Origin of the sequence: Paraburkholderia phenoliruptrix (assembly GCF_902859825.1) — a bacterium.
GTDB classification, from domain to species: Bacteria; Pseudomonadota; Gammaproteobacteria; order Burkholderiales; family Burkholderiaceae; genus Paraburkholderia; species Paraburkholderia phenoliruptrix.
In genome coordinates this window covers 35,950-50,763 of sequence record NZ_CADIKB010000006.1, presented here as the reverse complement: position 1 = coordinate 50,763, position 14,814 = coordinate 35,950, and the positions used below count along the sequence as shown (strand labels likewise).

Genomic DNA, 14,814 nt, shown 5'->3' with positions numbered 1-14,814 from the left:
TCAGGCCGCAGCCCGGATATCGTCGATGGCGCGCTGTCTCACGCCCAGGTCGTCCCACAGTTCCGGATGACACGTGAACACGAGTATCTGATGCCGCGCAGCCGCGTCGATCAAAGCGCGCTTGATCGCGTCGCGCCGGCCGGCGTCGGTGTGCACGGCCGCGTCGTCGAGCATCAGCAGCGTGGGCCGGCCTGACGCCTTCAGCAGATCCGCGTATGCGAGCCGCGTGAGAATGCCGAGCTGCTCGCGCGTGCCGAAGCTCAACGCGTCGAGCGTATCGGCGCGGCCATAGCGGTCGAGCGTCGCCGGGCTCAGATCGTCGCCTAGCGCGATAGTGGATTGCGGAAAAATTCGCTTCAGATAATGGCCGAGGCGCTCGGTCAACGGCGCACGCAATTGCGCGACCGCAGCATCGCGTTCGGCGACGAGCACTTCGTCGAGCAGGCTCAACGCACCCGCCCGCAAGCTCAGTTCGTCCTTGCGGCGCGTGGCCTGCTCGATCTTCGCGTCGAGCGCGGCGAGCCGCTCGCCGAGCCCCGACGCGCCCACGGTCTCCAGCTGGCTGCGCAAATGCGCAATGCGCACCTGCCGCTCGTGCTGCTCGGCACGCGCCAGTTCCGCCGACGCGCGATAGCGCTTCGCCTCCGCCGCCGGATCGTCCAGACGCGCGGCTTCCAGTTCGCGCTCGCGCCCTTCACGCTGCTTCGCGAGCGCCTCGACCTGTACGCGCTGTTCGACGATCTTCGCCTGCCATTGCGCGCGGCGGCTGCGAAACGCCGCGTCGCTCAACTGCGCTTCCTTGCGCTGCAGCTGAAGCGCGAGCGATTCGGCTGTCGCCATGCCGGTGGAGCGCTTTTCCGCGGCGTCGTTCAACAGCGTGCGGGCGCTGTCCAACGTAGCGCGCGCGAGGTCGGCGTTGCGCCGGGCTTCGTCGAGCGGCAACGCGGCGGACACGTCGGGCAAGCCGGCCAGCCGCTCATTGGCCGCCTGCAGGCGCGCGCTCGCCGAGGCGGACGCGGCGCGCAGCGCGTCGATACCCTGTGGCGCATGCGCCTCCAGCACCTTCGCGTGGCTTTTCTGCTGCGCGACGAGCGCCTTCCACTGTTCGCGCCGGTGTTCCGCTTCAGCGAGCGAGGCCACGCCAAGTGCCTGCAACGACTGCGCGTGCTGGGCTTCGAGCGCGGCGAGTTCGGACAGTCGCGCGGGCAAATCTGACACGCCCGGAATCACGCGCAATTCGCCAAGTTCGCCAAGGCCGATGCGCTTCTCCTCATCCAGACGCAACACGCCCTCGCCGCTCACCGGCGCATCGCCCACGGTGATCGCGCCGTTCAGCCGATATTCGATGCGCGTCATCGCCGCTTCCGTGCGCGCGCGCAGCACGGTCAACGACGCGTCGAGTGCGGCGAGCCGCGTCAGCTTCGCCTCGTCGATTTCCAGCGCGGCCGCCGCGCGGGTCGCTTCGACAAGCGCTTGATGCGCTTCGCCCGCGGCGCCGATTGCCGCTTGGAGCCGTTCGACTTCCGCACGATGCAGACCGATCTGGCTGCGCAGATCCGCGGCGCTCACGGCGGCATTCGCCAGTTCCAGCGCGCGGTGTGCATCGGTCGAGGCCTGCTCCAGTTGCGCGACGCGGCTCGCCGCTTGCGCGTATTCGGTCTCGGCCGCGGACACTTTGGCGCGCGCCGCATCGAGTTGCTGACGCTCGCGCGCGACGGCCGTTTCCAGTTCCACGGCGTTCTGCTCGTGCTGCAACGAAAGCGCCAGCTCCGCCTCGCTCACTTTCAACGCCTGCACGAGTCCCTGCACGCTGCGTTCGAGTTCGGCCGCTGCATCGGCACGCTGTTGCGCCAGCACGGCCTTCTGCTCGTGAAGTTCCCAGGGCCGCTTGCGTTGCGCGTCGTCGAAGGATTCCTGCTGCGCGGCGAGACGCGCAATGTTGTCGTCGAACTGCTCGCGCTGCCGCACGAGGTCGTCGCGCTCGGCGCTCAACGCGGTGAGCGCCGCTTCCGCTTCGGCGAGCGCTCCGGTGGACTTCTGCGTGCGCGCGGTCAGCAGTTGCCGAAGCTCGCGCTGCACCACGGCGATCAACGCGTCTTCGCCCGCCGCTTCACGGCTGCCCGACAACTGCGACAGCGCATCGCGCAGATACTGCGCCGCGTGCCCAGTGGAATCGCGCATGTCCTGGGTGCCGCCCTGCTGTACCCACAAGAGGCCCGGCACGCCGGCGTTTTCAGCCTTCAGCGGCCCGCGCGCGGCGCGCGAAAAACCGAGCAATGCCGCAAGCTTGTCTTCCGCTTCGTCCTCGCCGAAGACGCTCTGGCCGATCTTCAATTCGCAGCGCTGGCGCGTGACGAACTGCTTCGACAGGCGGCACGCGGCGCCGTCGAGATCGAAGCTCACTTCGACCGAAGGCTGGCCGCTCGCCTTGCCCCACGGCAGCAGATCTTTCAGATGCGAAGCCTTGTAGCGTTCGAGGAACACCGCGCGCACGGCCTCGGCAATCGTGCTCTTGCCCGCTTCGTTCGGCCCGACGAAAAGATTGAGGCCGGGCTGCAGGTCGTCGATAAAAAGCCGCCCGGTGAACTGCTTGAATTCCTGTATCGCGATGCTTTGAAGCTTCATGCGGACCTCGCCTCACGCGGCAATTCACGTTGAAAACGCGCCAGCAGCAGTAACGCCTCGGCGGCGCGCCTGACCTGCTGCGGATCGGACTGCGGGTCCTCCTGCATGCCGCGCAGACGCGCGACCACTTTCGCCAGATAGCCGCTTTGCGCGCCGAGCTCGGCGAGATCTTCAGTGGTGGGCAGGACCCGCAGTCCGCTCAGGTCGACGCGCAAGGCGCGCACGCGTGCGCGGGCTTCCTCGACGGCGACGTGGAGCGCTTCTGCATCGGCCAACGCGGCCGTGCCGCTCGCCGTGATGCGCAGCACGTCGTGGCTGCCCAACGTGGCGAGCCGCGCCTTCAGTGCGTCGACGTCGGTCGGCACGGCGATCGTTTCGTCCCAGCGGTGCCATTGATACTGCCCGATCCGCACCGGCTCCACGACCGGCTGCGCGCCGGGCTCGCTCACGCTGACTTCGAGCATGAAGCCCGGATCGTTCGCTCGAAAGCGGTCCTGCTCGTGCGTGCCGGCATACCAGGTGCGATCGTCGACGCGCAGGTGGCCATGCCAGTCGCCGAGCGCCAGGTAATCGAGGCGCGCGCTGGCCGCGCGGCTCGGCGCAATCGGATTGGACGAGTCGATGCCTTCCTGCAGGATGCCGCTCACGCTGCCATGCGCGAGCCCGACGCGGTGATAGCCCGGCGGCGTTTCAGCGGTATCGAAGAAGCCGGTCGTGTCGTCGTAAGTGATGCGCTGCGTGAGCGGCGCGCACAGCAGCGCGCAGCGGCACGCGTCGAGCAGGACGACGCCCGGCTCGAGCACCACGCGCACGTTCGGCGGCACGCAATTCAGGCGCTGCGCGCGGGTCCATACGCTTTCGACGAGCGCCGCGTCGTGATTGCCGGGCAGCATGATCCACGGACCCGCGAACGCCTGCAGCGCGGCGAAGAGGCGCCGGATCACCGTGTCGGACACCGTTTGCAGATCGAATACGTCGCCGGCCACGAGCACGGCGTCGACGTTGCGCCCGGCGGCTTGTTCGGCGATGCGGCGCACGGTGTCGAAGCGCGCCTGCGCGAGATGCGCCGCCTCGTCCGGCTCGAACTGGCCGAACTGCGTGCCGATCTGCCAGTCCGCGGTGTGCAGAAACCTGATCACTGTGCCTCCATTGCATTGAATTGCTTGCCGCATGAGGTGCACCGGAAAGACCGGCAGTCGCCGCGGCGGCTCAACCGTGCATGTTACCGCGCCGACGCGGCAAAGCGAGCCGTCACCGCCTGCGCATCACGCGAAACGCGGATCCGCGGCGCGATGCAGCGCAGCGCACGACTATGCGCGGGCGCGCCCCGCCTGCACAGCCCGCGGCACACGGCGCTAAACTCGCGTTTCCAGACCCGGGCTCTCTCGCCGATGAACAAAGCACTCGAACTGAGGAAAGCCAAACGCACGCCGTTGCTGCTGCTCGCGCTCGCGGCCTGCGTTTTCGTCGCGACCGCGCTGATGCCGCGTGGCGTGTGGATCGACGGTATCAAGGCGGTGGCCGAGGCCGCGATGGTCGGCGCGCTCGCCGACTGGTTCGCCGTCGCCGCGCTCTTCAGACGCGTGCCGATTCCACTCGTGTCCGCGCATACGGCAATCATTCCGCGCAACAAGTACAAGATCGCCGACAACCTCGCCGTCTTCGTGCAGGACAAGTTTCTCGACGTGCCGTCGCTCGTCGGTCTGATCAGGAAGCACGATCCGGCGCAAAGCATCACGCGCTGGCTGGCCGAGCCGGCCAACAGCGCGCGCCTCGGCGATTACGTCGTGAAGCTGACGAGCGGCATGCTGGACCTGACCGACGACGCGCGCATCCAGGTGTTCATCAAGGACGCGCTGCGCGACGTGCTCGGCAAGGTCGATCTTTCGCAGTCGATGGGCTCGATTCTCGACACGCTCACAAAAGACGGCCGCCACCAGGAACTGCTCGACGCCGGCATCGACCAGGTGCTCGGGCTGCTGCGGCAGGCCGAGGCGCGCGCGTTTATCGCGGAACGTATCGTCGATTGGGTGAGGAGCGAGTATCCGAAGATGGAGAAGATTCTGCCGTCGGCATGGCTCGGCGAAAAAGGTGCCGACGCGATTGCGAGCGCGGTGAACCGGATGCTGGAACAGATCAGCGAGAATCCGACGCATCAGTTGCGTCAGACATTCGACGACGCCGCGCACAAGCTCATCGTCAAGCTCAAGAGCGATCCGGCATTCCTGCAAAAAGGCGAGGAACTCAAGCGCTATCTGGTGGAAGGCGAAGCGCTCGCCTCCTATGTGAAGGACATGTGGGGCGAACTGCGCGCGTGGCTCAAACGCGATCTGCACAGCAGCGACTCGGCGCTGCATGCGCGAGTCGTCGCGGCCGGTCAATGGGTGAGCCGCGAGCTGGCCAACGATCCGGCGCTGCGCCAGTCGCTCAACGACCATCTCGAAGAGGCCGCGCGCGCGATGGCGCCCGAGTTCGCGCGATTTCTCACGCGGCATATCAGCGATACCGTGAAGAACTGGAACGCCGAGGAGATGTCGCGGCAGATCGAATTGAACATTGGCCGGGATCTGCAATATATCCGCATCAACGGAACGGTGGTGGGCGGTTTTATCGGCTTCCTGCTTTATGTGAGCTCGCAACTGTTCGAGTTGCTGCGGCTGCACCTGAGTTGAGCGCCTCATCTCGCAGAAGGCTTCACAAAACGCCTACAATCCGGGCATAGCGTTTGCTCCGTCGTATGGGTCCCATCGGGCCCCATGGCCCACGCCGCCGCGTTCGTCGCGCGCGGGACCCAAGCGACCGCGCCGCTCAATCGGACAGTGTGCTCATGAAAATATCGTTACCGCCGCATGGGCGGCCAAACCGCGTTTATCCGCCGGGCGCGCCGGGCCTGCATGGCCTCGCCTCGGTGATCACCGGCGTCGTGGTGGTGTCCGCGCTTTACTTCGGACGCGCGGTGCTGATCCCCATCACGCTCTCCGTGCTGCTCAGCTTCCTGCTCGCGCCGCTCGTGCAGACTTTGCGGCGCCTGCACATGGGCCAGTTGCCGTCCATTTTCATCGCCGTGCTGTTCGCGCTCGCCGCGCTGCTTGCAATCGGTGCGCTGATCGGCGCGCAGCTCGTGCAGCTGGCGAGCGACCTGCCGCAATATCAGTTTGCGATCGAACAGAAGATCGAAACCGTGCAGGAGAAAACGATCGGCCGCGCCGATTCGCTGATGAGCCGCGCCGCGGCCACGCTGCAACGCGTCGCGCCCTCGAAGCCGCCGCCGCCGCGACCCACCGGCCGTGCGGCGCGCAATGCGCCCGCAGTGCCCACGCCGGTCGAAGTCCACGAGCCGTCTCCCACGCCGCTGCAGCTCGCGCGGCGGGCGTTGTCGCCGGCCATTGCGCCGATCGAAACGACGTTTATCGTGCTGGTGGTCACAATCTTCATCCTGCTGCAAAGGGAGGACTTGCGCGACCGCCTGATCAGTCTTTTCGGCTCGCGCGACCTGCATCGCACGACGACCGCGATCAACGACGCCGCCGTGCGTCTGAGCCGCTATTTCGTCGCGCAACTCGGCGTGAATCTGAGCGCGGGCGGCGTGATCGCCATCGGGCTCGCGATTATCGGCGTGCCGGGCGCGCTGCTCTTCGGCGTGATCGCGGCGCTGCTGCGCTTCGTCCCGTACATCGGTATCTGGATCGCGGCGATTCTCGCGTTCATCCTCGCCGCCGCGATCCAGCCGCAATGGACGATGGCGGTGTACACGCTGATTCTGTTCATCGTCGTGGATGTGGTGGCCGGGCAGATTGCCGAGCCGCTGCTGTACGGGCACCGCTCCGGGCTGTCGCCGCTCGCCGTCGTGGTGGCGGCCATCTTCTGGAGCTGGCTGTGGGGGCCGATCGGCCTCGTGCTGTCCACGCCGCTCACGCTGTGCGTGGTGACGCTCGGGCGTTACGCCGACCGCCTCAACTTCCTCACGGTGCTGCTCGGCGACCAGCCGGCGCTCACGCCCGCTCAGAACTTCTATCAGCGGCTGCTGGCGGACGATCCGCACGAGGCCATCGTGCAGGCGGAGCGCCTGCTGCGCGAGATGTCGCTGATCGACTACTACGACAAAGTCGCGCTCGAAGGGCTCAAGCTCGCCCGCAACGACGCGATGCGCGGCGTGCTGATGCCCGAGCAACTGGCGCGGGTGAATGAAGCGCTGGTGGACATTGTCGAGAACCTGGAAATCGCCGAGGGCCTGCCGGACCGCCTCATACGTCCCGAACCCGGCGACGCGCTTGCGCTGCACGCTGCTTCCACGGCGGATCTGTCGGAGCAGCACGGCACTTCCGCGCGCGCTCATTCGCCGGCGCAAACCGACGGCGAGAAGACGGCGGTGCTCTGCGTGCCCGGGCGCGGCGCCTTCGACGAGGTCACGACAGCCATTGCGGTGCAATTGCTCGGGCGCCTCGGCTTCGCCCCGATCATGGCGACGCACTCCGGCTACCGCAGCGCTCGCGCCGACGAACCGAGCTACAGGAATGCGTCCATCATCTGCATCGTCACGCTCGACGCGCCGGACTCGCCGCCGTATCTGCGCAATATGCTGCGGCGCACGCGCGAATGGCGGCAGAGAGCGACGCTCGTGGTCGGCGTGGGCGGCACCGCGGAAAACGGGTACGACACGGCACCGCACGCGACGGCCGCTTCTCACTCCGCGCCGACTTTCCGGGCGATGATCGAGGAATGCCAGGTGGCTGCGTCGGCGTTGCATGCGCGCCAGCACTCGCCTGTCACGGGCGGCGGCGAGTAGCCGGTGCGCCGGCTGCGTGCTTCGCATCCGAGTCAAACCTTTGAATCGATCGCCATGCGCCTGTACCCAAATTGAGGACAGGCGCGGGTCGACGCTCCTTCATACTTCGCTCATCGCTATTCCATTCGCCCTGCCTGTCGAAAGAAAAACCACGCCGCGGCGGGCGCGAATTGCAGCGAAGATCGAGGAGACGCGCATGCCCCCCAGCTTCAAACCCTACCCGTTCACGCCGCGCCATTACGAAGGCGTAGTGCCGCCGCTCGTCGACGGGCGCGATCCCGTGCGACGGACCGTGGCGATTGTCGGCGGCGGCCCGGTCGGCATGACGCTCGCGCTGGCGCTCGCCCGGCAAGGCGTGCGCTCGGTGCTGATCGAAGCCGACGACAGCGTCTGCACAGGCAGCCGCGCCATCTGCATCTCGCGGCGCAGTCTGGAAATTCTCAAGCGCATCGGCGCCGTGCAAGGCTTTCTGGACAAAGGCCTGCCGTGGACCGGCGGGCGCAGCTTCTATCGGGACACCGAAGTATTCCGTTTTTCGATGCATCAGGACGCGGAGCAATCGCTTCCGCCGATGATCAACATCGCGCAGTATCAGATCGAGCAGTTCCTGCTGGACGAACTGGAGCGGCATGCGGAGCTGATCGAGATTCGCTGGCAAACGCGCGTCACTGGCATCGAGCAGTCCGCCGCCTCCAACGCGGCGGGCGGCGCAACACTCGATCTGCAGACCGGCGACACTGCATGGCGCATGGAAGCCGACTGGGTCGTCGCGTGCGACGGCGGGCGCAGCACGATACGCGAGGCGCTCGGCCTGAAGCTCACCGGCACGACATATGAAGGCCGCTATGTGATCGTCGATATCGAACTCGACAGCGATCGCGCGACCGAGCGGCTCGCCTATTTCGATCCGCCGTCGAACCCGGGCTCGACGGTTCTCGTGCACAAGCAGCCCGACAACGTATGGCGGATCGACTACCAGCTACGCGACGACGAAGACCCGCAGACCGCCGTCGAACCGGAAAACGTGATGCCGCGCGTGCAGAGCGTGCTGGATTCGATGGGCGAAAAAGGGGCATGGTCGCCGATCTGGATCACCGTCTACAAGGCCAACGCGCTGACGCTCGAGCGTTATCGCCACGGCGCGGTGCTATTCGCGGGCGATGCCGCGCATCTCGTGCCGATCTTCGGCGTGCGCGGCGCCAACTCGGGGATCGACGACGCCGACAATCTCGGCTGGAAACTGGGTTGCGTGGTGAACGGTATCGCGTCGCCCGATCTGCTCGACACTTATAGCGACGAGCGCGTGTTCGCCGCGCGCGAAAATCTGAGCTACGGCATGAAGAGCACGGAATTCATGGCGCCGCCCACCTTCGCATTCGACCTGATGCGAAGCGCCGTGCTGGGACTCGCCGAACATCACCCTGGCGTGCGGCCGCTGATCAATCCGAGGCAAACGCATCCCATTGCCTATGCGGACTCGCCGCTCAATCGGGTTGCGGCTGAGCCAACCGAAAGCTCGACTGCGTCCGACGCAGTCGACCCTTTCACCAGAGGCCCCGCGCCGGGCAGCGTGCTGCCTGAATGCCGGCTCGAGCGCCTTCGCGATGGCAGCCAGGAGGCCATTCACCTCACCGATCTGATTGCGCCCTGCTTCACCGCGCTGCGCTTTGGCGTGGATGCCTCGCAAGACGCGGCATGGCAGCGGATGCAGGACGACCTCGCCAGCCGCGCGATTCCGTTCAGAGTGGTCACCGTGGTTGCAACTCGCACCGAGGCGCGTGCAGACAGCGCCATCGCGATCGATCACACCGGCCGCCTGCATGAGGCGTTCGGTGCCACTCACGGCACCGTCTATCTGATCCGCCCCGATGGCCATGTGCTCGCGCGCTGGCGCAACGGCAGCGCGGCGGCGGTGCAGCGCGCGCTGACGGCGACACTGACGATGCAACACACGGAGACCCAGTCATGACCGATAGCGATCTCGACCGCGTTTATACCGCGCTTTGCCAAGCCCTCACCACCGAAGGCGAAGCGCAGGGGCCCCTCTATCTGGCTCGCCTTGCGCTGCTCTTCATCACCGAACTCGACGATGCGCAACGGGCGTTGTCTTTGATCGAAGCGGCACGCTTGCCTGCGTCTGCGGCGCCTGTGCTCGCGGCGTAGTCGTCACGAAGCTTTGATAAAGGCAAAAAAGCCGTCGCGCACTACGCGCGGCGGCTTTCGGTTGTCATGCAAACGCCGCGTTCAATACAAACCCAGCGTACTCGCATGCAGACGCGCGAGCCCGAGCAGCGCATCCGTATAAGGCGTTTTCACACCGGTCAACTGCCCGAGTTCGCGGACGGCGCTCACAAGCGCATCCAGTTCCACCGCCTTGCCCGCCTGCACGTCTTGCAGCATCGACGTTTTCATCGCGCCGAGTTTGAGCGTGACCGCGTGGCGGTCCTCCGGGTCCTGATCGATCGGAATGCCGAAACGCGCGCCGATTTCCTTCGCCTCGAGCATGATGCTCGTGACGAAGCCGCGCGCCAGTTCATCGCCGAGAATGCGGTCGGTGGTGGCGCCGGTGATGGCGCTGATGGGGTTCATCGTCATATTGCCCCACAGCTTGTACCAGACGTCGCGCTGGATCTGCTCCGACATCGACGCATTGAAACCCGCCGCAATCAGCATGTCGGTCAGCGCCTTCACGCGTTCGCTCGCCTGTCCTGCAGCTTCGCCGATGATCAGTCCATTCCCCTGGTGATGCCGGATCACGCCAGGCGCCTCGACGAGGCAGCTCGCATGCACCACGCAGCCCACTGTCTGCGCTGAGGGAATGGCGGCGGCAATGGCGCCGTCCGGGTCAATCGACTTGAGCCGTGTGCCTGCAAAATCGCCGCGCAGACCGTCGCAGAACCACCACGGCACACCGTTCATGGCGGTCAGCACCGTGGTTTGCGCGCCGAGCAGCGGCGCGATGTGCGCGGCCACCGAGGCCATGGCCGGGCCCTTGACCGCGACCACCACGAGGTCCTGCACGCCGAGTTCCGCCGGATTCTCCGCGGCCCGGACATTCGCTGCATGCGTGGTGCCGCCGTCGATCAGCCGCAAGCCCTCCTCACGCAAGGCGGCAAGAGTCGGGCCGCGCGCCACCACGCCGACCTCGTGGCCCGCCTGCGCGAGCTTCACGCCGATCCATCCGCCGATGGCGCCCGCACCGTAAATCGCTGCTTTCATGGATTCATTCCTTGTAACTCGCGTCGATGCGCTCGACTCGCCTCACGAGTGCATCGAACACGTCCTGTCCCGCGCCGTGACGCGGATCGAATTGCAGCGCGTCGCGCGAGCAGCGCATGGCCACCTCCTCAGGAACTGCTCGCGCCTTACCCATTGAAAACGTCGCCATCTGGATTTCGCACGCGCGATTGAGCGTCCACAGAACCGCGAACGTCTGCGGCAGCGTGCGTCCCCATGCCAGCAGTCCGTGATTGCGCAGAATCACCGCCTGCCTGTCGCCGATATGTTCGACGAGCCGCGGCCCTTCCTCCGCATGCACGGTGATGCCCTCGAAGTCGTGATACGCAATGCGCTCGTGCAATTGCGCGCTGTAGAAGTTGGTTTGCTGCAGCCCTTCTTCGAGACACGCGACCGCGACGCCCGCCGTGGTATGCGTGTGCATCACACAATGGGCACCCGGCACGCCTTCATGAATCGCCGCGTGCACGACGAAACCGGCCGGATTCACGGGATAGCGCGAGCCGTCGAGCACGCGCCCCTGCGCGTCAATCTTCACCAGGTTGCTCGCCGTGACCTCGCTGTAGTGCAAGCCGAACGGATTGATGAGGAACTGCCGCTCGCCACCGCTCACGCTTTCCGGCACGCGCAACGTGATGTGGTTGTAGATCATCTCGGTCCAGCCGAGCATGTCGAAGATGCGATAGCAGGCGGCCAGTTGAACGCGGGTCTGCCATTCGTCGGGATGCATGTCCGTTTTGTCCGGCACACTCGCCGGTGGCATATCAAGTGTCGTCATCGACGTCTCCATGGTGATCTGTTGGCTGTGCCCGCTTTGCCGCCGTGCCTGCGCTGCCACTGCGCCGGCGCGTCCGCCGGCCAGTGTCTCGCCGCGCTATGCGCCCGACACGACCGCCGCAATCGACGACGCGACGTAGTCCGCGTTGCGCGCATTCAGGCCCGCCACGCACATGCGCCCGGAGCGCAACACGTACACCGCATGTTCGCTGCGCAAGCGCTCGACTTGCTTCTCGGTCAGCCCCGTATAGGTAAACATGCCGCGCTGCGCAACGTAACGCGTGCGCATCACTTCATCGACACGGCCCGCGAGTCCCGCGTGAATCGTGCCGCGCATCGCGAGAATGCGCTCGCGCATGGTGGCCAGTTCCGCCTCCCACGACGCGCGCAACGACGCATCGGACAGCACGTTGGCCACAAGGCGTGCGCCATGCGTGGGCGGATTGCTGTAGTTCGCGCGCACCGTGGACATCAACTGGCCCAGCACCCGACCCGCTTCATCCGCGTCCTTGCAGACCACGCTCAGCGCGCCCACGCGCTCGCCGTACAGCGAGAAATTCTTCGAAAACGAATTGGCCGCCATGAGCGGTATATCCGCGTCGGCCAGCATGCGCACGCACGCGGCGTCTTCGTCCAGGCCGGCGCCAAAGCCCTGGTAAGCCATATCGACGAACGCGATCAGCTTGCGACGCTGCAATACCGGCACGAGCTCCGCCCATTGCGCGGCGCTCAGATCGACGCCGGTCGGGTTGTGGCAGCACGCATGCAGGAGCACGATGCTGCGCTCCGGCAACCGGCCGATCGTGTCGATCATATCGGCGAAACGCAGGCCGCCCGTCGCTTCGTCGTAATACGGATAGGTGTTGACCGTTAGACCCGCGCCTTCGAACACGACGCGATGATTTTCCCAGCTGGGGTCGCTGATCCAGATTTGCGAAGCGGGAAAATAGCGCCGCAGAAAATCGGCGCCGACCTTCAGTGCGCCCGAGCCGCCAATGGTCTGCAATGTCGCGATGCGCCCCGCCGCGCGCGCCTCGCTGTTTGCGCCGAACACGAGCGCCTGGGCGGTGTCGCGGTAGAGCGGCAGGCCCGCCATCGGCAGATAGGAGCGCGGACCGATGGCATCGAGCAATGCGGTTTCGGCGCGGCGCACGGCGTCCATGACCGGCAGCTTGCCCGCGTCGTCGAAATAAATGCCGATGCTCAGATTGACTTTGTTCGGGCGCGGATCGAGCTGGAAGTCTTCGTTCAGGCTGAGAATGGGGTCGCCGGGATAGGCGGGAATATGTTCGAACATGGCATTTCCTTGATTGGAGCCCTGCCGTAGCGCTGGTTTTTGCGCAGACAGTGCGCTCACGTCGCGTTCGCAGCCGGGCGAGACCGAAAGTCTAAGCGCCTTTGTGTGCTTCCGTCGATTGGGGCAAGTGTCGATGAACGCGCGGCAATCCACAATCAACGGATTTTTCACGATTCGTAAGTTTCTCTTTAGAATCGCACCATGGCACTTACTCGCGTCACCATTCGTCAATTCGAGGCGTTTCTCGCCATTGTCGACCTGCAGAGCATCGGCGCGGCTGCCGGGCGGCTCGGGCTCACCTCGTCGGCGGTGAGCCAGTTGCTCGCCGAGCTCGAAGCGGAGCTCGGCTTTCGCCTGTTCGACAGGACCACGCGGCGCGTGAATCTGTCGAGCGCGGGGCAGGATTTCCTCGCCTCGGCGGAATCGGTGCTGCGGCACGTGCGCGCCGCCGCCCAATCTGCCGACGATATCCGCAATCGCGCGGCCGGCATTGTGCGGATCGGCGCCCCGCTCGTGCTCGCATCCACCGCGCTGCCCGCCGCGATCGCGGACTATGCGCGCGACAAGCCCAAGGTGGTCGTGCGCATTTGCGATACGGTGGTGGAGCAGTTGGTCGAGCGCGTGGAAAGCGCGGACGTCGACCTCGCGATCGGCCCGGACCGGCCAAGCGGTGGGCGCGTGAGCCGGGATACCGCGTTCGCGAGCCCGTGGGTCATGTGGTGTGCGCCGTCGCATGCGCTCGGCGCGCGCAGGCGCGTGCAGTGGCAGCAGTTGCGGGATGTCCCTATCGTCGCGACGGGGCGCGATCACGAACGTGCGGTCGACCAGATGCTCGCGGATTTGCCCGTTGAGGCGCGCATCGTTCCGGCGGACGTGGTGGACAACGTGACGACGGCGTTCGGCATCGCTGCGCGCGGCCTCGCCGTCACGCTCGCGCCGGCTTATGTGGCGCCACTCGCGCGCACCTTCGGCCTCGTGATGAAGCGGATTGTCGAGCCGGAAACGATCCGCGAAGTCTGTCTGTATCGCTCGACGGAACGCGCGTTATCGCCGCCCGCTGCCGGTTTCGCGGATTTCCTGCTGCCCTGGCTCAGACGCTGGGATCGCGAAACGCAGGCCGATACGCGGGTAAAACGCGCCTGATAGTCCATTCAAGGCGCGGGCCACACGGCGAGTATCAGCTTCGTGGCGGCGCCACGCACAGCGCAAACAGTTGCCGCTGACTTGAAATGCCGAGCCGCGCGTAAGCGCGCTTCTGATAGGTGACGACACTCGCAGGCTTTACGCCCATCCGTTCGCCGATTTCAACTGCGGTGGCGCCTTCGAGTGTGCCGCTCAGCACGTCGAGTTCGCGCGGCGTGAGCGCGGGGCAGATCCGTCTCACGCGCGCGAGCATGGTCGCGGCCGGGCTTTCATGGTGCTGGCCATGAAGTGCGTAATGCGCTCTTGCTGCGTGCGCGAAGAGATGCGCGAGACTTTCGACTCGCTCCATCTCGCCTGCCTCGAAGACGCCGTATGCGCGGTCGCGATACAGATTGATGGACAGCCACACGCTCTCAACAGGTTGCACGAGCAACGAGACGCGGTCCGACACATTGGGCTGCTCGTAACAGGCCGTGCGATACGCTTCGTTCTCGATCTCCTCGCTTTGCTGCTGATGCAGCACCAGCGCGTCGCGCGAGCGCGAGCCGTCGATGATCGCCCGGTTGCCGTCGAGCGCATAAAAATGCGCCGCGTAACGATGGGCCACGTCGCGCAGAAAACGGCCGCCGCGGTGATCCGCCGCCGAAATGGTGCGCGGGCGCGCGCCGGATTCATACGCGAACACGGTGCACTGCGAGACCGGCATGATGTCGCCGGCCGTTTTGAGCATGCTGGCCGCGAGTGCGTCCGCGTCCTCGTGCGAAATGGACATGACGAGCTCGGCCGCACGCGCGGTGCTGATCTGTTCATTTCGACGAGGCGGGGAAATGCGCCAGGAACGCATGATGGCTTCGGGCTTGCGCGGCGTGTATTGGGTAGCGCCAAGCGTAGCACAGCATGCATGCGTTCGTGTGCGCATGCGCGGCAAGGGCACTCACGGCATTTCCGC

11 protein-coding genes are annotated in these 14,814 nt (G+C 65.9%); 5 read left to right on the top strand and 6 right to left on the bottom strand.

All coding sequences use genetic code 11. From position 1 onward, the window contains the following. Together HV711_RS09145 and HV711_RS09140 are read right to left on the bottom strand one after the other, a co-directional pair. Window positions 1-2,625, bottom strand: a complete 2,625-nt coding sequence (locus HV711_RS09145) for an AAA family ATPase (protein ID WP_035483820.1) — start codon at window positions 2,623-2,625, stop codon at window positions 1-3. Beyond that, a complete protein-coding gene (locus HV711_RS09140; protein WP_028359888.1) occupies window positions 2,622-3,764 on the bottom strand; it encodes a metallophosphoesterase family protein in 1,143 nt (380 codons plus the stop codon). Before HV711_RS09140 ends, HV711_RS09145 begins: the two co-directional genes overlap by 4 nt. Window positions 3,765-4,016: 252 nt before the next feature. Between HV711_RS09140 and HV711_RS09135 the strand changes: the two genes are divergently transcribed. From HV711_RS09135 to HV711_RS09120, 4 genes are all read left to right on the top strand, one after another. Beyond that, complete coding sequence (locus HV711_RS09135) at window positions 4,017-5,297, top strand: DUF445 domain-containing protein (RefSeq protein ID WP_035483873.1); 1,281 nt, start codon at window positions 4,017-4,019, stop codon at window positions 5,295-5,297. A 155-nt stretch (window positions 5,298-5,452) separates the two neighbouring features. Beyond that, entirely contained in the window at window positions 5,453-7,411 is a 1,959-nt protein-coding gene (locus HV711_RS09130) for an AI-2E family transporter (RefSeq protein WP_035483822.1), read from the top strand. Window positions 7,412-7,607: 196 nt separating this feature from the next. Then, window positions 7,608-9,380, top strand: a complete 1,773-nt coding sequence (locus HV711_RS09125; protein WP_035483825.1) for an FAD-dependent oxidoreductase — start codon at window positions 7,608-7,610, stop codon at window positions 9,378-9,380. Then, window positions 9,377-9,574, top strand: a complete 198-nt coding sequence (locus HV711_RS09120) for a hypothetical protein (RefSeq protein ID WP_028359884.1) — start codon at window positions 9,377-9,379, stop codon at window positions 9,572-9,574. Before HV711_RS09125 ends, HV711_RS09120 begins: the two co-directional genes overlap by 4 nt. Window positions 9,575-9,655: 81 nt before the next feature. On the opposite strand, the gene HV711_RS09115 is transcribed toward HV711_RS09120, so the two are convergent. The 3 genes from HV711_RS09115 to HV711_RS09105 all read right to left on the bottom strand — a co-directional run bounded on the left by HV711_RS09115 (window position 9,656) and on the right by HV711_RS09105 (window position 12,722). Beyond that, a complete protein-coding gene (locus HV711_RS09115) occupies window positions 9,656-10,630 on the bottom strand; it encodes a 2-dehydropantoate 2-reductase (RefSeq protein WP_035483828.1) in 975 nt (324 codons plus the stop codon). A 4-nt stretch (window positions 10,631-10,634) separates the two neighbouring features. Further along, window positions 10,635-11,426, bottom strand: a complete 792-nt coding sequence (locus HV711_RS09110) for a class II aldolase/adducin family protein (RefSeq protein WP_013590223.1) — start codon at window positions 11,424-11,426, stop codon at window positions 10,635-10,637. Window positions 11,427-11,522: 96 nt separating this feature from the next. Beyond that, window positions 11,523-12,722: an amino acid aminotransferase gene (locus HV711_RS09105; RefSeq protein WP_035483833.1), complete on the bottom strand. Its 1,200-nt coding sequence runs from the start codon at window positions 12,720-12,722 to the stop codon at window positions 11,523-11,525. Window positions 12,723-12,923: 201 nt separating this feature from the next. Between HV711_RS09105 and HV711_RS09100 the strand changes: the two genes are divergently transcribed. Continuing rightward, window positions 12,924-13,865, top strand: a complete 942-nt coding sequence (locus tag HV711_RS09100; RefSeq protein ID WP_035483836.1) for a LysR family transcriptional regulator — start codon at window positions 12,924-12,926, stop codon at window positions 13,863-13,865. A gap of 34 nt (window positions 13,866-13,899) precedes the next feature. Here the strand turns inward: HV711_RS09100 and HV711_RS09095 are convergent, their stop codons facing one another. Continuing rightward, window positions 13,900-14,709 (bottom strand): helix-turn-helix transcriptional regulator, encoded by an 810-nt coding sequence (locus HV711_RS09095; protein WP_014971824.1) that lies wholly within the window; start codon window positions 14,707-14,709, stop codon window positions 13,900-13,902. Window positions 14,710-14,814 lie beyond the last annotated feature (105 nt).